This is a genomic window from Dyella marensis (assembly GCF_049532885.1).
GTDB lineage: Bacteria > Pseudomonadota > Gammaproteobacteria > Xanthomonadales > Rhodanobacteraceae > Dyella_D > Dyella_D marensis.
This window is the reverse complement of record NZ_CP064029.1, coordinates 2,081,022-2,098,957: the sequence shown is the minus strand read 5'-3', so window position 1 is coordinate 2,098,957 and position 17,936 is coordinate 2,081,022. Positions and strand designations below refer to the sequence as shown.

General features: G+C 66.6%; 19 protein-coding genes and 1 other RNA gene. 12 read left to right on the top strand and 8 right to left on the bottom strand.

All coding sequences use genetic code 11. The annotated features are described in order from the left end of the window. Window positions 1–113: 113 nt before the first annotated feature. Window positions 114–758, bottom strand: coding sequence for a response regulator transcription factor (locus tag ISN75_RS09300; protein WP_026634366.1), 645 nt, complete (start codon window positions 756–758; stop codon window positions 114–116). A gap of 209 nt (window positions 759–967) precedes the next feature. Here ISN75_RS09300 and ISN75_RS09295 point away from each other — a divergent pair, with 209 nt between their 5' ends. Further along, a complete protein-coding gene (locus tag ISN75_RS09295; protein ID WP_167257701.1) occupies window positions 968–2,563 on the top strand; it encodes an MASE1 domain-containing sensor histidine kinase in 1,596 nt (531 codons plus the stop codon). 533 nt (window positions 2,564–3,096) lie between these two features. Here the strand turns inward: ISN75_RS09295 and fur are convergent. Beyond that, a complete protein-coding gene (fur, locus tag ISN75_RS09290; RefSeq protein WP_343821357.1) occupies window positions 3,097–3,513 on the bottom strand; it encodes a ferric iron uptake transcriptional regulator in 417 nt (138 codons plus the stop codon). Between the two features lie 78 nt (window positions 3,514–3,591). Between fur and ISN75_RS09285 the strand changes: the two genes are divergently transcribed. Further along, window positions 3,592–4,053 carry an outer membrane protein assembly factor BamE gene (locus tag ISN75_RS09285; protein ID WP_167257703.1) on the top strand — a complete coding sequence of 154 codons (462 nt, stop codon included), beginning with the start codon at window positions 3,592–3,594 and terminating at the stop codon, window positions 4,051–4,053. 3 nt (window positions 4,054–4,056) lie between these two features. Here ISN75_RS09285 and ISN75_RS09280 read toward each other — a convergent pair whose 3' ends face one another. Further along, complete coding sequence (locus ISN75_RS09280) at window positions 4,057–4,338, bottom strand: RnfH family protein (RefSeq protein WP_343821359.1); 282 nt, start codon at window positions 4,336–4,338, stop codon at window positions 4,057–4,059. Then, window positions 4,331–4,762 carry an SRPBCC family protein gene (locus tag ISN75_RS09275; protein WP_167257705.1) on the bottom strand — a complete coding sequence of 144 codons (432 nt, stop codon included), beginning with the start codon at window positions 4,760–4,762 and terminating at the stop codon, window positions 4,331–4,333. Before ISN75_RS09275 ends, ISN75_RS09280 begins: the two co-directional genes overlap by 8 nt. A gap of 80 nt (window positions 4,763–4,842) precedes the next feature. Here ISN75_RS09275 and smpB point away from each other — a divergent pair, with 80 nt between their 5' ends. Continuing rightward, window positions 4,843–5,331 carry an SsrA-binding protein SmpB gene (gene smpB, locus ISN75_RS09270; protein WP_343821361.1) on the top strand — a complete coding sequence of 163 codons (489 nt, stop codon included), beginning with the start codon at window positions 4,843–4,845 and terminating at the stop codon, window positions 5,329–5,331. A gap of 23 nt (window positions 5,332–5,354) precedes the next feature. Here the strand turns inward: smpB and ISN75_RS09265 are convergent, their stop codons facing one another. Continuing rightward, window positions 5,355–5,807, bottom strand: coding sequence for a GNAT family N-acetyltransferase (locus ISN75_RS09265; protein ID WP_168649531.1), 453 nt, complete (start codon window positions 5,805–5,807; stop codon window positions 5,355–5,357). 117 nt (window positions 5,808–5,924) lie between these two features. Here ISN75_RS09265 and ssrA point away from each other — a divergent pair. Further along, window positions 5,925–6,276, top strand: a transfer-messenger RNA (tmRNA) gene (gene ssrA / locus ISN75_RS09260). 324 nt (window positions 6,277–6,600) lie between these two features. Here ssrA and ISN75_RS09255 read toward each other — a convergent pair. Next, window positions 6,601–6,945: a hypothetical protein gene (locus ISN75_RS09255; protein WP_343821363.1), complete on the bottom strand. Its 345-nt coding sequence runs from the start codon at window positions 6,943–6,945 to the stop codon at window positions 6,601–6,603. 230 nt (window positions 6,946–7,175) lie between these two features. Beyond that, the gene (locus ISN75_RS09250; RefSeq protein ID WP_343821364.1) at window positions 7,176–8,087 is read right to left on the bottom strand and encodes an AraC family transcriptional regulator; all 912 of its coding nucleotides are present in this window, start codon (window positions 8,085–8,087) and stop codon (window positions 7,176–7,178) included. Window positions 8,088–8,186: 99 nt separating this feature from the next. Between ISN75_RS09250 and ISN75_RS09245 the strand changes: the two genes are divergently transcribed. From ISN75_RS09245 to ISN75_RS09210, 8 genes are all read left to right on the top strand, one after another. Continuing rightward, the gene (locus tag ISN75_RS09245) at window positions 8,187–8,930 is read left to right on the top strand and encodes an SDR family oxidoreductase (protein WP_343821366.1); all 744 of its coding nucleotides are present in this window, start codon (window positions 8,187–8,189) and stop codon (window positions 8,928–8,930) included. A 180-nt stretch (window positions 8,931–9,110) separates the two neighbouring features. Next, complete coding sequence (locus tag ISN75_RS09240) at window positions 9,111–9,404, top strand: hypothetical protein (protein ID WP_343821368.1); 294 nt, start codon at window positions 9,111–9,113, stop codon at window positions 9,402–9,404. A gap of 18 nt (window positions 9,405–9,422) precedes the next feature. Then, window positions 9,423–10,352, top strand: coding sequence for a DUF692 domain-containing protein (locus ISN75_RS09235; protein WP_343821370.1), 930 nt, complete (start codon window positions 9,423–9,425; stop codon window positions 10,350–10,352). After that, window positions 10,313–10,933 carry a hypothetical protein gene (locus tag ISN75_RS09230; RefSeq protein ID WP_343821372.1) on the top strand — a complete coding sequence of 207 codons (621 nt, stop codon included), beginning with the start codon at window positions 10,313–10,315 and terminating at the stop codon, window positions 10,931–10,933. The genes ISN75_RS09235 and ISN75_RS09230 overlap by 40 nt, the downstream gene beginning before the upstream one ends. Before the next feature lie 44 nt (window positions 10,934–10,977). Further along, window positions 10,978–11,736, top strand: coding sequence for an AraC family transcriptional regulator (locus ISN75_RS09225; protein WP_343821373.1), 759 nt, complete (start codon window positions 10,978–10,980; stop codon window positions 11,734–11,736). Between the two features lie 84 nt (window positions 11,737–11,820). After that, window positions 11,821–13,284, top strand: coding sequence for a S41 family peptidase (locus ISN75_RS09220; protein ID WP_343821374.1), 1,464 nt, complete (start codon window positions 11,821–11,823; stop codon window positions 13,282–13,284). A 39-nt stretch (window positions 13,285–13,323) separates the two neighbouring features. Continuing rightward, window positions 13,324–15,048, top strand: coding sequence for a hypothetical protein (locus ISN75_RS09215; protein ID WP_343821375.1), 1,725 nt, complete (start codon window positions 13,324–13,326; stop codon window positions 15,046–15,048). 454 nt (window positions 15,049–15,502) lie between these two features. Continuing rightward, entirely contained in the window at window positions 15,503–16,177 is a 675-nt protein-coding gene (locus ISN75_RS09210) for a hypothetical protein (protein ID WP_167257721.1), read from the top strand. Between the two features lie 10 nt (window positions 16,178–16,187). On the opposite strand, the gene ISN75_RS09205 is transcribed toward ISN75_RS09210, so the two are convergent. Further along, a complete protein-coding gene (locus tag ISN75_RS09205; RefSeq protein WP_343821377.1) occupies window positions 16,188–17,897 on the bottom strand; it encodes a M48 family metallopeptidase in 1,710 nt (569 codons plus the stop codon). Window positions 17,898–17,936: the final 39 nt, after the last annotated feature.

Below are 17,936 nucleotides of genomic sequence, written 5' to 3'. Positions count from 1 at the left end.
GCACAAAGGCCATGCCTTTGAACGCCCACGCATTTATCAGGCGCCCCGCTACTGGATTCCGGCCTACGCCGGAATGACGGGAAAGGTTGCGGCCAGCTTTGAACGCTGAAGCCTCAGCCCTTCCCCTCGCGCCGCGGCAACAACCCCCGCTCGCTCGCCATACGGTAAAGATCCAGTTCCGACCCCGCCCCCAGCTTCCCCATCAGGCTGGCGCGGTGGATGTAGACGGTCTTCTGCCCGATCCCCAGCTCACCCGCCACCTGCTTCGGCGCGCGCCCTTCCGCCAGCAGCAGAAACACCTCGCGCTCGCGGCTGGTGAGGCGGTTGATCGGATCCAGCGCCTCGCTCGGCCGTTCGGCGCGGCGCTGGCGCAAATCGGAGCTCAGGAAACACTCGCCCTGCATCACCGCGCGCAGGCCGGCCACCAGCTCCTCCGGCGCCACGCCCTTGGTGACGTAGCCGCTGGCGCCGCGGCGCAGCGCTTCGGAAACATAGGGCTCGCCGTCGTGCATGCTCAGCACCACGATGCGGGTCTGGTCGGCCACGCTGCGCAGGTGCTCGATCAGCGGCAGGCCGCTGCCATCGGGCAGGGAGAGGTCCAGGGCGACCAGGTCGGGGCGGCGCTGGCTCACGGCTTCCACCGCGTCGTCGGCGCTGCGGCACTCGGCCACCACCTCGAGGTCCGGCTCCAATTCGATCAGCCGCTTGAAGCCTTCGCGGACTATGGCGTGGTCATCGACCAGGACAATGCTGTACATGGGTCCGCACTGTATAGCAGCCCCCCGCCCTTTGCCCACGGGCCCACCTCAGCCCCCACGCTGGAATCCTTCTCCCTCCGGCGACCCGAAGGTAGTCCCCGTGGGAGAGAAGGTGGCGGCAGCCGGATGAGGGTCCGGCCGGAGCGACGCACCTCACTCTTGCTCCCCCGCCCCTCGCTCCCCCGTTGGCCGCATGTACCATCGCCGCCATGCTTTCGAGACCCCTGTTCCTGCCCTGGGCCGGCATCTTCGCCTGCGTCGGCTATTTCCTGCTGTGGCTGCTGCTGTGGCCGACCGAGCAGCCATACTGGATGCTGCCCTACGGCCTGCGCTTCGGCGCCCTGCTGCTGTCGCCCACGCGGATGTGGCCGTGGCTGCTGTTCGCCGAATTCGGCGCCACCACCCTGCTGGCGCTGACCCAGGGCATGCCGCTGGGCTGGCAGGGGCTGATCCTGGGCGAGCTGCCGGAACCGGTCGTGGTGACGCTGTGCCTGTGGCTGATGCGCCGCGCGCAGCTGCACGTGAGCATGCGCGACCCGGAAGACGTCTCGCGCCTGCTGCTGTCGGCGGCGTTCACCGTGGCGGCGACCACGGTGGTGGATGCGGCGATCCTCACCGCCGTGCACGCCGTGCCTTCCTCGCAGCTGCTGATGCGCGCGCTGGGCCAGGACCTGCTGGGCAATTACGTCGGCACCTTGCTGGTGGTGCCGCTGCTGATCATGCTGTTCCGCGCGCATCTGGAGCATCGCGCGCTGGCCAACCTCACCATGGACGGCCTGCTGGTGATGCTGCCGGCGCTGGCGATTCTGCTGCTGCTTTCTTCGCACCCCGCGCCGCAACCGCAGTTCGCGCGCATTCTGTCGCTGGCGCCGGTGCTGTTCTTCGCGTTCCGCCACGGCTGGCGCGGCGCCAGCCTGGCCATGCTCATTTCCAGCCTGGGCATGACGGTGGTCGACCATTTCGCCGGCCGCCCCGCGCCGGAAGCCCCCGCGCAGCTGTTCCTCGCCGTCGCCGGCACCGGCGCGCTGATGCTGGGCGCGGCCACCGACGCGCTACGCCGCAGCAGCGAGCGCGTGGCCGAGCAGAACGTGTACCTGGCCGCGGTGAATCGCCGCCTGGACCAGCTCGCCCGCCAGCTGCGCGACGCCGCGCGCGGCAACCTGCAGGCCGAGGAAAACCAGCGCCGCCACATGGCCGCCGAACTGCACGACGAACTCGGCCAGAACCTCACCGCGATCTCCACCCACCTGAAGCTGGCGCAGGCGCGCCTGGCGCAAGCGGGCATGGACGATATCGGCCTGTCGATCAACGGCATCCTGGGCCATATGCGCCGCGCGCTGCATCGCCTGCTGGACGACCTGCGCCCCGCCGTGCTCGACGAATTCGGCCTGTTGCGCGCGCTGGACGAAGGCCCCATCCGCGATCTGCTCGCCACCGCCGGCGTCATCTACCGCACCGACCTGCACGGCGACCCGCGCCTGCTGGACGAAGACACCCGCACCGCCATCTACCGCCTGGTGCAGGAGAGCGCGACGAATGCGGTGAAGCATGCGCAGGCCTCCACTTTCCAGCTGCGTTTGCGCATCGGCGAGCGCCAGGGCGGCGCGCTGGCGCTGTTGGATATCCGCGACGACGGCGTGGGCCTGCCCACCCGCATGCCGCGCGGCGGCCGCGGCCTGCAGGGCATGCGCGACCGCGTGACCTCGCTGGGCGGCGTATTCCGCCTGCGCCCGGAATCGCAGGGCGTGCACCTGCGCATACTGCTGCGCAGCAGCAATGCGAACGGCTTCACACAGCGTTTGTAAACCGTTCCAGAAAGTTCCCACTTCTAGGAAATTTTCCAATACCGGGCTCGTGAACAGCTCGTTAGCATCCTTCCCATCGATGTGGGGGAGCCACCATCGCAAGATGGTGAGCCATGCCAACCGTGGGGACGGTGGGCATGAAGAACGGCAGGAAGCCGTTCCTCCGCTACCGGAGGGCATAGCCTGACAAACTGGCGAGCAATTCGCCCCGTCAGGAAGCCGATCGGTAGCGGATCAGCCGCCGGGTGGACAGGAGTCCTCCCGCGGCTTTTTTTATGGGCGAAGGTTTTTCCGCCGCCCCCCTCCAGGAATGAGTCCCTTCTCCCCTCCGGGGAGAAGGTGGCGGCAGCCGGATGAGGGGCCGCTCTAGCCACGGGCTTTCTACGAAGCGAGGAAAAGCTCTTCAGGGCTTTTCTCGACCCTCAGCGCCCCGCTCCGCCCGCCCCCTCACCCCAGCCCTCTCCCCGGAGGGGAGAGGGGGCAAAAGAAAAGCCGGTGGCTATGCCACCGGCCTTTTCCAATCCCACCGAACCTCAACGCGCCCGCGGCTTCGGCCTCACATACAGCACCAAGCTGTGATCCTCGATCACATACCCATGCCGCGCCGCGATTTCATGCTGGAGGCGTTCGATCTCCTCGCTGACGAACTCGATCACTTTTCCGCTGTCCACGTCGATCATGTGATCGTGATGCTTGCCGCGATCCAGTTCGTAGACGGCCTGGCCGCCTTCGAAATTGTGCTTCACCACGATGCCGGCGGCCTCGAACTGGGTCAGCACCCGGTACACGGTGGCCAGGCCGATGTCTTCCTGGTGGGCGAGCAGCTTCTTGTAGATGTCCTCGGCGGTGAGGTGGTGAGCCTCCTCCTCCTCAAGAATCTGCAGGATGCGCATGCGGGGGTGGGTCACTTTCAGCCCGGCTTTGCGCAGTTCCTTGGTTTCCTGTTCCATCGCTCGACCTCCAGGCACACGGTGCCATCAACTCGATAGTGTATCATCCGCCACCTTCACGATCCGGACGCAACACGCATGCACAAGCTGATCCGCACGCTGGGTTTCGCCTTGCTGGGCCTGTCCCTGGCCAGCTGCCGACTCGTCTATACCCCCGACGTGCAGCAGGGCAACCTGCTCGACAAGAAGAACGTGGATCAGCTCAAGCCCGGCATGACCAAGCGCCAGGTGCTGGTGCTGATGGGCTCGCCCTCGGTGGCCACCCCGTTCGACCAGAACCGTTGGGACTACGTGTCCACCCAGCAGCACCGCGGCGGCCCGATCAAGGTGCGCACGCTGAGCCTGAGCTTCAATAACGACAGCCTGGTGCGCACCGAAGGCGATTTCTTCGCCGAGGACGCCAAGAAGCTGGTCGAGGAGCAGAAGAAGTTCCGCGCCGGCTACCCGGTGGACGAGACCTCGGGCGACAAGACCAAGACGCCGGAAGAGCAGAAGAAGGACGGCAACACCTTCCCGACCGGCAACAACGGCGGCAACTAAGCCTTACGGGTTCTGGGCGCGCCGCCGGCGCGCCTCTTTCGGATCGAGGCTGAGCGGCCGGTAGATTTCCACCCGGTCGCCGTCTTCCAGCAGCTGGTCCGGCGCTGCCTTGCGGGAAAACACACCCAGCCGCGCCGGGTCGACCTGCAGCCCCGGCACTTGCGCCATCAAGCCGGACGCCTCGATCGCCTGCATTACCGTGGCGCCGGCCGGCAGCTCCACCGGCAACACCCACTGGCGGCCCGCTTCGGCATAGGCCACTTCCACCGCGATGCGCTCAGCCATAGGCGCGCTCTGCCTCGCGGACGAAATCCTCCACCATGCGGCTGGCCAGCGCCTGGAAACCCATCTTCAGCGCGGCGCCGGCCAATCCGCCGGCATAGTCGAAATCGAGGGCGAAGTTGATCTTGCAGCCGGCATCGCCCAGGGCCAGAAAGTCCCACACGCCGTCCAGGCTGCGGAACGGCCCTTCCACCAGGCTCATGTGCAGCCGGTGCGGACGCTCGGTGGTATTGCGGGTGGTGAAACTCTGGCGCAGGCCGGCGAACTTGAGATCCAGCCGCGCCACCAGCATGTTCTCCCCGCGCTCCAGCACGTCGGCGCCGGCACACCAGGGGAAACGCTTTGGGTATGCTTCGACATCGTTGACCAGGTCGAACATCTGCGCCGGGGAATACTTCACCAGCGCGCTGCGGCGGATCTCGATCACATCAGCCTCTTCTTCGAATCACTCGGTGCGGCCCCCGGCCGCATCGCCAGCGGGGTCGTCGGCCCCGAAGTTTAGCGGACATGGCCAAGGCTAAGGACAAAGACAACAAAGGCAGCGGCACCATCGCGCTCAACAAGCGCGCGCGCCACGAGTACTACATCGACCAGCGCTACGAGGCGGGCATCGCCCTGCAGGGCTGGGAGCTGAAGGCGCTGCGCGCCGGCCGCATCAATTTCGGCGACAGCTACGCCATCGTGCTGAGGGGCGAGATCTTCCTGGTGGGCACCTCGATCCCGCCGCTGATCAGCGCCTCCACCCACGTGGTGGCCGAGGACCGCCGCACGCGCAAGCTGCTGCTGCACCGCGAGGAGATCGACCAGCTCGTCGGCGCGGTGGAACGCAAGGGCTACACCCTGGTGCCCATGGCCATGTACTGGAAGGGCAACAAGGTGAAGGTCGAAGTGGGCGTGGCCCGCGGCAAGCAGGCGCACGACAAGCGCGAGACCGAGAAGGAACGCGACTGGCAGCGCGAGAAGCAGCGCACCATGCGCGCCCACAACCGCGCCTGAGGCCTGGCCTTAAAGCTGCGGCCTCAGGCGAGGCCCAGCTTCATCGCATCGTTCGACGATTTGAACCCGTGGCGCTCGTACAGCGCCCTGGCCCGCGCATTGGCATGCAGGGTCAGCGCATCTACGCCCTGCTCCCGCGCCGCCGAGCCCACCGCCGCCAGCAGCGCCGTACCGATGCCGCCCTGCCGCTGCGCCGGCTTCACGTAGACATTGAGCAGGTACCAGCCCTGCCCCGTCGGATAATTCGCCGAAGGCATGTGCGGATAAGGATTGACCGCCGCACTGCCCACCACCCGCCCCTCGTGCTCCGCCAGCCAGGCATGCAGCCGGCCGGCCTGCAGCGCGGTTTCGATCCAGTCGCGCAGATGATCGGAGAAGCCATCCGGCAGCCGCTGCCCCATTTCCTCAAGAAAGGCGCAGCGCAATTCCGTCAGCGCGCCCGCATCGCTCTGTACCGCCAGCCGAACCCTGGTCATGCGCTTTCCCCTGTCGTCTGCGTGGGCCAACGATAGCGGCAGAGTGCGGTGCATCCGCAAGCTTGAAGTGAGCCCGTGCGGCTCCATATACTGTCGCGTTCCAGCAATCTTTTCCCCGGGGGTGTCCTGGCTTCGACGGGGGTAGTGAGATAGCTTGGTGCATGCCGAGGGGGCGACTTTCCTCGTAAATCCAGTTGCAAACTTATAGTTGCCAACGACGACAACTACGCTCTGGCCGCTTAAGGCCTAGCCCCGAACCCACTTGTGCTCGTGCTCGTGGATGTAGGGTCACTATCACGAGATCGCCCAAAGCTGCCGCCTGTCGGTAAGGGTTAAATCAAGCAGGCTGGTCCTTCGATGCGCTTCGCACACTGTGCTGTCGCGGGATGAGATCTAACGGTGAGCTAAGCATGTAGTACCGGGCGTCAAACGCCTTCGGACGCGGGTTCGACTCCCGCCACCTCCACCAAAACCTGTCGGCCGATCAGCTTAAACCACTGATCGGCCGATGCTTTTTTGGAACTCAACGATCCTCGAAACGACCTTCTCTAGGTATCGTTTGAGGTATCGCGTCATGCCAAAGCCGCTCCTCTTCCGCCGACCCTCGGGCTGGTATGTCCGCTTCTTGGTGCCCGTGCATGCACGCACCGCACTGGGGTCGCGCTTCATTGTTCGGGCCCTGGGCAACGTGAGTGGAGACCATGCCCGATTGGCCGCCGCGCATCTCGGTTAAGAGGCGGCCCTCCTGTGAAGAGCTATTGCAGTGCCCACTTCGCTGATTGGCCGTGATTGGCTAGGCGGCCTTGTTCGCTTCACGCATCGAGATGGCATCTTCCGTGCCACGTGCTGCACGCTCGCGACGTCCACCAAGCCCTTCGACCTTGGGCAGCAGCATGATGGCCGGCAAAGCCGCAAACACCGCCAGGGTGAAGAACACCGCATACGCTGAAGTACCTCCCTGCCCGTGCGCCGCGCCTTGGACGAGCCAGCCTGACAAGCCACTGAGCACGCGGCCGAACAATGAGTAGGCGCATGTCAGCGCTGCGTACTGGGCGCCGGCATGACCCGATGAGACAAAACGCGACATATAGGCGACCAGCGCCACGCCAGTGAAACTCGCAGCGAAGTTTTCAGCCACACCCGTCCAGGCCGCCAGGCTTCCTCCCCCCGAAAAGCAGGAGGCTGACCGCCACGTTGAAATCATGACCCTGCGTTCTCTGCAAGGCTTGGGTGACCGGGAAGTCAGACGTTCGCCGATGCACCGTGCACCCGGAGGCCACCTCTTCGTGGGTGTAGGCGCGCGCCCGTATTGCGTATGCAATAAATCCGATAAGGATTAATCCTTCCGATTATTCTGCCTTTAAGGCATCACGCAGCCGGCAACGATGCTTGCGCGCGTGCGTAACGCGCCGGCGGCACACCGACATGCCGCGTAAACGCCACGCTGAACGTACTCGCCGAGCTATACCCCACCCGCTCGGCCACATCCGCGATGCCGAGCTCTTTATCGCCCAACCACTTCTTGGCGAGCGCCATGCGCCAGGCCAGCAGGTATTCCATCGGCGCCACGCCCACCGTGCGGCTGAAACGCTCGAAGAACGCCGAGCGCGACAGCGCCGCCTCCTTCGCCAGTTGCGCCACTGTCCAAGCCTGCGCCGGCAGCTCGTGCATGCGCCGCAACGCCACCGCAACGCGCGTATCGGCCAGGCCGCGCAGCAGGCCCGGCGAAGTGGCGGCGCCCGCCGTGGAGCGCAAGGCTTCGATCAACAGCACTTCCAGCAGGCGCGTCAGCACGGCATCGCGCCCCGCCCGCTCCGCACGCGATTCCTCATTGACCAGCCGCACCAGGGTGCCGAGGCGCTTTTCGTCGCGCACGTGGACCAGTTGCGGCAGCAGCGACACCAGCATGGCCGCATCCGGCGAAGCGAAGGTGCAATAGCCGACCATCATGCGCACTTGCGCCGGGTGCTCCGGCGCGCCGAGCCGGAATTCGCCGCTGGGCAGCAGCGTGGGCAGCAGGTCCACCAGATCGTCCGGCGGATCGAGGCTGGAGGTGCTGAAGTTCTGCGCGGCGGGGATCAGCACGAAATCGTTAGCCTGCAGTACCTGCGGCTCGCGCCCCTCCACCGCGAGCCGAAGCGAGCCCTCCAGTACCGCGCAGTAGAACGGCCGCCCGACCTCGGTGCGGCGCACTCGCCAGCGGCCAGCGGCGCTGACGAGCTTGGAAAACCCGGCCGAGGGCTGCAGCAAGGTGACGACTTCCGAGAGTGGGTCGGCCACGTCTGGACTGTTGCCAATGAAATATGGACTTCCGATGGTAGCCCGTCCGGCTCGCGCTGCCTATCGTGGGTGCATCGCCTCCGCCCCACAGGAACCCGCATGAAAACCGTCCTGATCACCGGCTGCTCGTCCGGCTTCGGCCTCGAAACCGCCCGCCATTTCCTCCACCGCGGCTGGAACGTCATCGCCACCATGCGCACGCCGCGCGAGGACTTGCTGCCACCCTCGCCGCAACTGCGCGTACTGCCGCTCGACGTGACCGACCCGCACAGCATTCGCCAGCTCATCGATGCCGCCGGCCCCATCGATGCCCTCGTCAACAACGCCGGCATCGGCTTGCTCAACGCGCTGGAAGGGATTCCGATGGACGCCGCGCGCGAACTGTTCGAGACCAACACCCTCGGCACCATCGCCGTGACCCAGGCCGTGCTGCCGCAGTTCCGCCAGCGCCAGGGTGGCGTTATCGTCAACGTCACCTCCAGCGTCACGCTCAAGCCGCTGCATCTGCTGTCCGTCTACACCGCCAGCAAGGCGGCCGTGAATGCGTTCACCGAATCGCTGGCGCTGGAGCTGGAACCGTTCCATATCCGCGTGCGGCTGGTGTTGCCGGGGCGCGCGCCGGAAACGCGTTTCGGCGAGAACGCACGGTCGCGCATGCAGGACGGCGTCCACGAGGCCTACGCCGAGCTGGCCAGGAAGATCTTCGATGACTGGGCGCAGTCCACCGCTCCGGTAACGCACTCGTCCGACGTCGCCGAGGCGGTATGGCGCGCCGTCAACGAACCGGACAGCCCGATGCGCCTGCCGGCCGGAGCGGATGCGGTGGCCTTGGCTGGCGCGTAAGGACAACCATGCATCAACCCGGCCATGCATCGCTCATGCGCCATCAGCCAAGCCCACCAGCCCATGTCAGCGTTCCCCTACGACGCACGCACGAAGGCCGCATAGCACCACTGATGGATGCGGCCCCGCTTTCGCCAGGCGCACAGTAGCCGCCGCTCCGCCCTCGCGGAGCCACTACCGATGAATCTGGAGAACGTCATGTCCAATAAACGCGCTGCCGAGTTCCGGCTCGAACATACCAATGGCCAGCCGGTGCTCAAGCTGTACCTGCCGAAGGGCGCCTCGTTTGCCGAAGCGTCCAAGTACGAAAAGCTGCGCCAGGAAATCATCCGCGGCCTGACCGGGTGCCCGGCCTGCACCTCGGGTGTCCCGTACCACATCTCGGATGACCCGGTGATCCTGGTCGCGTCCGAAGCCGCCCACGTCGTCGAACGCGCCAACGCGCAGATCGGCGCGCGGACCGCAGCCGCCTGATCCGACGGTTACCGCCACATGTTCAAGCGTCACTCGATCGGCGTCGGGGTGTTGTTCAACCCGTCTCTCGCGCATTTCGTCGAGCACTGCTCCGACGCCGTCGATTTCTATTCGGTGATTCCCGAGCGCTTCTGGAACGACCACGGCCGCGGCGCCAGCCAGCGCTTCGTGCCGCTGCCCAACGAGATCGATCTGCTCGATCGCATCGCGGCGAAGAAACCCGTGGTGGCGCACGGCGTGGGGCTGTCCATCGCCAGCGCATCGTTGTTCGATCTGGACTACGTTCACCAGCTCAAGGACTGGCAAGCGCGCTACGGTTTCGCCTGGATCAGCGAGCATCTCGCCGCTGTGCGCATCGCGCAGGCGGCGGGCAGCGATCACCATGCGGGTCTCGCCCTGCCCTTGCCGTGGGACGAGGAATTGCTCGACCTGCTCGGCACGCGCATCCAGCAAGCACAGGACGTGCTCGGCCAGCCTATGCTGTTCGAGAACGGCGTGGAATATACGCCCGTGCCGTTTTCGGAGATGAGCGAGCCGGCCTTCCTCAATGCGCTGGTCGCGCGCACCGGCTGCGGCGTGCTGCTGGACCTGCACAATCTGCATGTGAACGCGAAGAACCTGGGCCGCTCGCCGCTCGACTTTATCGACGCGCTGAATCTCGATGCGGTGCAGGAGATCCATATCGCCGGCGGCTCGACCATGCACGGCATCTACCTGGATTCCCACTCGGGGCCATGCCCGCCGGAAGTATTCGAGCTGCTGGCCCTGGTGGCGCCGCGCTGTCCGAATCTGCGCGGCGTGACGTTCGAATTCCTCGAATCGTATTTTCCCCTGATGGGCGACCACGGCGTACTCGCGCAGATCGCACTCGCGCGCCAGGCGCTGCAACCCTCCGCGAGCACCGTGCCATGTCCCTTGCCGAGTTCCAGCGCGCGCTTGGCGATCTGATCGCCTCGCCGCTGCACAGCGCCGAGGTCGCCGCGCAACCGCAGCGGGCGTTGCACGATTACGCCTTGACGCAACGCGAGCGGCGGCGCCTGTGGGTCATGGCGCGCAGCTCCGGCATGCGCATGAACTGCACGCTCTATCGCATCAATCGCATCATCCCCATCCATTCCGTCTTGCCGCGCACTTGCCACCGACTCGGCGAGGTTCTTGGCGGCGTGCTCGACGCCTATTTCGCCGACGAGCCGGAAAGCACCCTGCAATACCTGCTCGAAGCCCATCGCTTCGCGCACTGGCTGCTCGCCCATCCGCCGGCCATTCATTGGCCGGTGGATGCCTTGCGCGATCTGCTCACCTTCGAACTGGCCTGCCATCACGTGATGAGCGCGCCGCGCCAGCCGCCCGAAGAGAGCGAGGACGATCCGCGCCTGTGCCTGGTCACGCTGCGCCACGACATCGGCAGCCTGCTCGGCGAGCAGGCATCCGCACCCACGCCGCTGCCCGACCCCGTGACGCTGCTGCTGGATGCGCGTGGGGATACGCTCGGCGTGATGCCGGTGGATGCAGCGCCCGCGTCTCAGTAGGATCGCCGTGGGCGAGCCCAACCTGGCTTGCAGCGAGACAAGCCATGCACCCTTCTGCCGCCACTGCCCACGCCAGAATCTCGCGCTACAGCTCCGCCCCGATGGCCGTCCACAGCCACGCCACACCCAGCCTCACCCTGGTATTGAACGGCCGCTACGAAGAAACCATCCGCGGCCGCTCCGCCTGGCACGGCGCGGGCGCGCTGCTGTTCTATCCGCCGGGCGAACCGCATGCGCAGCTGTTCGCTCCGGGCGGCGCGGTGAAGCTCAGCCTTGCGCCCGCGGCGGCCATGCTGGAATACCTGGAGGAGCGCCTGCCGCTGGCCGAAGCGCCCGTCGCCACCGCGCCGGAACTGATACGCCTGGGCCAGCGCATGGCCCAGGAACTGCGTGTGGCCGACACGCATTCGCCCGCCGCATTGGAAGGCCTCTCGTGGGAACTCGTCGCCCTGTTCGGCCGCCATGCCGGGCACCGCAGCACGCAGGACACCGCCAGTGTCGCCAGGGCGCGCGAATGCATCGCCGCCCATCTGGACCAGCCGTTATCGATCGCTCGCCTGGCGTCGCTCTGCGGCATCCACCCCGCGCGCCTGGCCCGCGCCTTCCGCCGCGAGCTGGGCCTGGGGCCGGGCGAGTACCAGCGCAGGCTGCGGCTGGAGCAGGCGCTGCGCCTGGTCAGCGAAACGCAGGTGCCGCTCGGCGAGGTGGCGCTGGCCTGCGGGTTCTGCGACCAGTCGCATCTGTCCCGCGCGTTCAAGGCGGCCTATGGCTGCGCGCCGACCGCGTTGCGGCGCTGTTCGTAGCATCCCAATCGTCGCGGCGATCCAAGACGGCGGCGGCGCCCGCGGCCTAAGCTCCGCGGCGGAACCGGATGCAGGATGGCAACGATGACCCCCTTACTGAGCGCAGCCTTGATGGCCACCGCCCTGGCGAGCGCGCCCGCGCCTTACGACGCCCACGCGTGGCGCGCGGACTTCGCGCAGCTGAAGACGGCGCTGCAGGTGCGCTACGTCAACCTGGCCTGGATGGGCTCCTACGAGAGCGGCATCGACGTACCCGCCCTCGCCCACCGCGCCGAACTCGCCCTCGACGCCGCCCATAGCGACGCCGAGGCGCGCGATGTCTTGCGCGCCTTCGTCGCGGGCTTCCACGACGGTCATCTCTCCGAGCTGGCCACCCAGCTGCCGGCGCAAGGCGATGCGCCGGAACCTGAGAAAGCGACGCTGGATCCCGCCGATCCGGCCTCCGGCTGCGCGGCCATGGGCTACGCCTCGACCGCCAGCGTCGCCTTCAGCCAGCCATTCGAAAGCCTGCCCGGTGTGCATCTGCTGGGCGACGGGCAGAGCAGCGTGTTGCGCATCGGCATGGCCGACGTCGACGGCCGGCGCATCGGCCTGGTGCGCCTGCAGGTGTTCCGCGCGCGCGGCTTCCCGCAGGCCTGTCTGCGCGCATGGGCGCAGGCGCGCCGGGCGGCGACGCCGATCACCCGCGCCGCCATCGGCGAAGCGGCGCGCTATCTATGGCTGAAGGAACTGGCCGAGCAACTGAAAGCGCTGCGCAGCGCGGGCGCGCAGGCGGTGATCGTCGACGTCGGCAACAACGGCGGCGGCGACGACAGCGGCGACTGGATTCCGCGGCTGTTCGGCACGCGGCCGGTCGCTTCGTCGCGCCTGCTGGTGGTGGATGCGCCCGAGGGCAAAGGTTATCTCGACGAAGAGATCGACGGCCTGACCGAAGCGCTGGCAGCCAGGCCCGGCGGCAAGGCCAAGGCGGATCTGGAAAAAGCGCTGGCCGCGTTCAAGGCGCGCAAGGCCAGCCTCGGCGCGGCGCCGTGCGATCTCTCCTGGGTGTGGCAGGAACGGCGTGCTTGGCGCGAGGTCGCCTGCCGCCGCGTCATCGACGCGGGTTATGCCGACGGCCCGCTGCCCGGCCTTCCCGCGCATGCCTATGGCGACGAGACTACCGAGCAGGCCTTGGCGTGGTCGACCATCGTGCAGGATCTCTATGGCGCCTGGCCCGGCCCCGCTTATGTGCTCACCGACGGCAAGACCTTTTCCTCGGCCGAAATGTTCGCGGCCACGATGAAGGACAACGGCGCGGCGAAAACCATCGGCGTGCGTACCGGCGGCGATGGCTGCGGTTTTATGGGCGACGTTCCGCCCTTGGTGCTTGCGCATTCGCGCCTGCGCTTCCGCGTGCCGAACTGCATGCGATTGCGCGCAGATGGCAGCGACGAAGTAGCGGGCATCGCGCCGGACCTGCCCATCGCCCCCACCGAAGGCGAAAGCGACCGCGCCCGTGCGGCGCGCCTGTTGCGGACGGTGGCGGCGGAACTGGAGCCGGGCCGCTAGCAGGCTGTAGCCTTCGGTTTTCCCCAAGGCAGTACCGGCATGCGCTCCGTTCAAAACGTCCCGTTGTTTTACCCCGTGGTTTTCCTGGGCCTGGCGGCGTCTTCGATCGCCAGCTCGTTCGCCGCGACGCCTGCCGAGAAGCCGGCCGCGTCGCTCGACCTCACGCTGTCCACCACGCAGGCCAGCGGCGGCGGCGCCGACGGGATCGCCGTCAGCTATGCCTACACGCCGGCAACGCCGGCCGCCGCGCCGGTGACGCTGCAACTGGACACGCTGGAACCCGGGCTCGAACGCAGCACGGACCAGGTCGCGGACCTTGTCCTTAGCGACGATCGCGGCGCGCTCCCCACCGGCCCCGCGCTTGTGCGCAAGGACGGGCCGCGAAGCCTCCAGACCTGGACGACGACGCGCGCCGCGACGGGCGTGGTGCACGTGTCCTACCGCATGCACGTCGCCCCCAGCCGGCCGAAGAAGCGTGGCCCGCAGGTCGACCTGCAGGCGGCGGGCGGCGGCATTTCCGGCGGCTACGTCGGCGTGCTGGCCTTGCCCGATATCGGCGAGGCCAGTTTCAAGACCCGGGTGCACTGGAAGCTCGCGCCGGGCGCCATGGGCGTGAGCTCGTACGGCGAAGGCGATTACGCGGGCAGCTTCACCGCCGACAAGCTACTGGGCACGCTGTTCCTGGCGGGGCCGGTCAAGACCTTCCGGCCGCAGGGCCAGGCCAAGGATGCGGGGCTTCAGATCTACGGCCTGGGCGTGACGCAGGAGCAGGTGCAGGCGGCGGGCGGTTGGGCTGCCAAGGCTTACGCCGCGGAACTCAAGGGGTTCAAGCTCGAAGGCAACCGCGCGTATCGCTACATGATCCGCTCCTTCGACGGCGTGGCGAACCCCAGCGGCCGCGCCGCCGAGCATTCCTTCATGCTCTACGTGCCGCCGGGCCAGAGCCCCGACACTACGGAACTGCACTACACGGTGGCGCACGAAATGGTGCACAGCCTTGCGCGCAATCTGGCGAAAGAAGACATCGAAGGCGACTGGTACACCGAAGGCCTGGCCAATTACATCGCGCTGACCGTGCCCGATGCGGCGGGGCTGTACACGCCGGCCGAATATCTTGAGCTGGTCAGCGGCCAGAGCGCCGGCTATTACACCAATGCGAAACGCTCGCTGCCCAATAGCGCGCTTCCCGCCGTCGTGTGGTCGGGCCGCAATGCGTGGATGCTTCCGTACAACCGCGGCACCCTGTATCTGGCCGACCTGGATGCCAAGCTCAAGGCGCACGGTGCCGGCGTCAGCGTGCTCGATCTGGCCAACGAGATGAGTGCGCGGATGAATGCCGGCGCGCCGGAAGACCACAGCACCTGGCTGGCGGTGCTTTCCAAGCGGGTTGGCTCCTGGGCGGTGCAGGACTGGAACGACATGATGGAAGGGAAGCTTATCGTGCCGGCGGCTGGCGCTTTCGGGCCGTGCATGCATGCCGCGAAGGAAGACGTGCGTATTTTCGATCTCGGCTTTGCGTCGCCGGTGCGGCTGACGGCGGGGGCGAGTATCGGTGGGTTGGTTAAAGGGTCTCCGGCGGAACGTGCGGGGCTGCGCGATGGCGACGTGCTGGAGGCCAGCGTCGACATCAATCCCATGGCGGAAAGCCTCGACAAACCGGTGGTGCTGAAGGTCACTCGTGGGGGCAAGGCGGAGACGATCAGCTTTGATCCGCGCGGTGGTTCGCAGCCGGGGGTGAGGTGGAGTTCGTCGTGTGTGCGGTGAGGGCTTGGGATTTGCGGTGTTGAGCGGGTGCTTGGTGCGCTCGAAGAAGACGCGCCGGTGATGTGAATAGCGGCGTCCCAACCGTCATTCCGGCGTAGGCCGGAATCCAGTAACGATAACGTTCGATTGTCGCGAGGACATTCAAAAGCGACATCTTGGAGCGACACGCTCCATACAGCGCCCCGCTACTGGATTCCGGCCTGCGCCGGAATGACGGTGTCGTGGCGCTCATGCATCACTGACGCATTCAGCCGCTTCAATCGCCGAAAGCCACAAGCGCCAAGCCTTCGCCAAGGTAACGGGATCGCAACATCAAGGTCCGGCGAGTATCGCATCATGGCAACACGCCCCTTCGCCACTGCCCCAATCGCCGTGACGCTAAGATGCTGACTGCATAGCCAGGCCGTCCCGACTGCGCCCATCGCCCATCACTCTCCGAAGGACCGGACCGATCATGACCGCACTCTCAGCGATCCTTTATTTCCTCACCCAGCATCCGTTCCTGGCCTGGCCCGTGCTCATATTTATCGGCGTGGTGCTGTCCCGGTGGCTGGCCAAGCGGACGGGCAAGGATCGCTGGTATGGGCTGATCCTGGCGTTCTTCATCTATGGCGTGATGAATCTCTTTGTCGCGCATATCTTCAATGCGCTGTTCCTGCAGGCGTTCGGTGTCGAAGGAACGGCGATCATCACCCATGCCGAGGAAACCAACTCCACCCTCAACGACCAGAACATCTGGGAGTTCGACGGCGTGCTGAAAACGGCGGACGGCCAGGACGTGGTGGTGAAGTTCGACACCATGTCCGCCAGCATCTATCCCATTACCAACGCCATCATGATCCCGCCGCAGGGCGAGATGTTCGTGGTGAGGTATATCCCGGGGTTTCCGCGCAACTTTGTCGTCATGCGCGAGCAGTCGAGCTATGGAAAAAGATATCAGCTCGCCGAAGATCGCGGGCCCGTCGAAAAGGCCGCCGCGCAATTTGCCGTGAGCCCTGGGAACAAGGCGTTTATCGCCGAATATCGCAGCGCCCTGGCCGCCTTCATCGACAAGCATCGCCACGACGCGGACCCTGGCCTGATCATGGAATATCAGGCGAGGCTCGATGCACTGCCGCACGCGGATTAACAGCGGCCTCTCAGGTCGATGCCGCCACCAGGGCGATCTGGCTGGCCGGGTTGCAATAATCGCCCGGCGCATCGCGGGGGCCGAGCATTCTGACTTCCAGCGGCAGATGCAGCCGCGGCACCAGTTTCAGCAGCAGGCGTTCGCAGGCGGAGCGCTGCCTGTCCTTTTCGCCGGTGAGCGCACCCACGGCGCGCAGCAGCGGCGCATCGAAAGCCTGCACGAACAATATCCACGGGGTTTGCTCGTCGTTGTCCGCCGACGCCTGGCGGCATAGCCACAGCGCGCGGGCATGGACGAAGACCGGCGCCAGCTGGCGGCACAGCAAGCCGATTTCGGCGGCATCCAGGCCATGCGGCTGCGGGGCGTCCGATGGGCCGACGTCCGCGTCCTGCCATAAGGCGTCGGCCGTGATGCGTTCCTGTTGCGCACGAGCATGGTCGCCGACACGCAGATGGAGCTCGGAAAGCCGGCGATGCACCTGATGACGCGAACGCCACGGACCCTCGGCTATCGACGTCCATAGCGCTATCGCCCCAACAAGATCGCCCCGCTCCGCCAGCCGATCGCCCTGCATCGCCAGCAGGCGCGGATGCTCGGGATCGATCTCCCATCCACGGCGCAGGAAATCGTCCTGGATGGATGGGTCTTCCTCGAACTCGCGGGCGAGCGAAGCCAGGCGGCACCAGTCGGAGGCGTCGAATACCTGGCTTTGCTCGCGCTGAAGCAGATCGCGGTAGAACGCGGCCTTTTCGAGATGGCGCGCCGCCGCCGCCGCCCAATCGGACTGCGCGTTCGGTTGCCAACGGTGATCCAGCCACTCGGCTATCCCGGCCGCCGCATCGCCAAGCCATGTTTCCGCAGCCGAGCGGTCCGGGTGGCGCCAAGGCAATGCCGGCAGGTCGCGCAAGGGATCCACACCCGTGGCGGCAACGCGTTCGGCAAACGCCGGATGCGTATCGTCCGGCGACGTCTTGTGGCAGAGCAGCTCGTGCACCCATACCGTCGCTTCGGCGCTATCGCGCGGCCTGGCGTCTGCATCGCCCGACAGAAGGCGCTCGAACGGCCGCACCGCCTCGATATCGTCTTGCCCGGCCCGACCGAAGAGCTCCGGCCAGAACCTGCCGTCCAAGGCTTTCTCGCGCAACGCCAAGGCGACCTCGGCTTCGCAGGCCATACGCGAACCACAGACCGCCACCGCAAGCGCATCCGCCACCTGTTCGCAGCGCCGCGAAAACGCCAGCGTCTCGCGCAGCATCCGCGGCACATACCACGCCAGGAACAGCCGCAGTGGCGCGGTCACCAGCCGGTGATTGCGCTCATGCAGGCTTTCCAGCGCCTGCCAGCGCAACCGCGCCCGATACACCCAGCGCGCCAGCCGCCCATGGCTGCGCGAGATATGCGCGTACTCATGGACCAGGACCGCCGCGCACTGCGCGGGCGACAGCAGCGCCAGCAAAGGCAGACCGACGATCAGCACATGCCTGGAGCGGCCGGTCTGGTAGATCGCGGCATTCAAGCGCCCGTCGATATAGACCTCGTCGAACGCCGGCGCATCGCACGCAGCCTGCAGCCGTTTCAGCTCGGCGAATAATGCTGGCGCTTCGCCTTCGGAAAGCAGAACACCCTGCGCGGCCGGCGCCGGCAAGGCAACCGCGCAGGCCCGCAACACCGCCACGCCATAAACCACCCACGACAGCACCGGCAGCGCGAGCAGCAGCAACACCAGCGGCGAACGGACAATATGCGCCAGCCACCACGG

Coding starts and splice junctions, on each gene's coding strand:
- smpB (WP_343821361.1), top strand. CDS start 4,843: ATGGCCAAGGCTAAGGACAAAGACAACAAAGGCAGCGGCACCATCGCG.
- fur (WP_343821357.1), bottom strand. CDS start 3,513: ATGGAACAGGAAACCAAGGAACTGCGCAAAGCCGGGCTGAAAGTGACC.
- ISN75_RS09285 (WP_167257703.1), top strand. CDS start 3,592: ATGCACAAGCTGATCCGCACGCTGGGTTTCGCCTTGCTGGGCCTGTCC.
- ISN75_RS09230 (WP_343821372.1), top strand. CDS start 10,313: ATGTCCCTTGCCGAGTTCCAGCGCGCGCTTGGCGATCTGATCGCCTCG.
- ISN75_RS09245 (WP_343821366.1), top strand. CDS start 8,187: ATGAAAACCGTCCTGATCACCGGCTGCTCGTCCGGCTTCGGCCTCGAA.
- ISN75_RS09300 (WP_026634366.1), bottom strand. CDS start 758: ATGTACAGCATTGTCCTGGTCGATGACCACGCCATAGTCCGCGAAGGC.
- ISN75_RS09220 (WP_343821374.1), top strand. CDS start 11,821: ATGACCCCCTTACTGAGCGCAGCCTTGATGGCCACCGCCCTGGCGAGC.
- ISN75_RS09295 (WP_167257701.1), top strand. CDS start 968: ATGCTTTCGAGACCCCTGTTCCTGCCCTGGGCCGGCATCTTCGCCTGC.
- ISN75_RS09210 (WP_167257721.1), top strand. CDS start 15,503: ATGACCGCACTCTCAGCGATCCTTTATTTCCTCACCCAGCATCCGTTC.
- ISN75_RS09265 (WP_168649531.1), bottom strand. CDS start 5,807: ATGACCAGGGTTCGGCTGGCGGTACAGAGCGATGCGGGCGCGCTGACG.
- ISN75_RS09215 (WP_343821375.1), top strand. CDS start 13,324: ATGCGCTCCGTTCAAAACGTCCCGTTGTTTTACCCCGTGGTTTTCCTG.
- ISN75_RS09280 (WP_343821359.1), bottom strand. CDS start 4,338: ATGGCTGAGCGCATCGCGGTGGAAGTGGCCTATGCCGAAGCGGGCCGC.
- ISN75_RS09225 (WP_343821373.1), top strand. CDS start 10,978: ATGCACCCTTCTGCCGCCACTGCCCACGCCAGAATCTCGCGCTACAGC.
- ISN75_RS09235 (WP_343821370.1), top strand. CDS start 9,423: ATGTTCAAGCGTCACTCGATCGGCGTCGGGGTGTTGTTCAACCCGTCT.
- ISN75_RS09240 (WP_343821368.1), top strand. CDS start 9,111: ATGAATCTGGAGAACGTCATGTCCAATAAACGCGCTGCCGAGTTCCGG.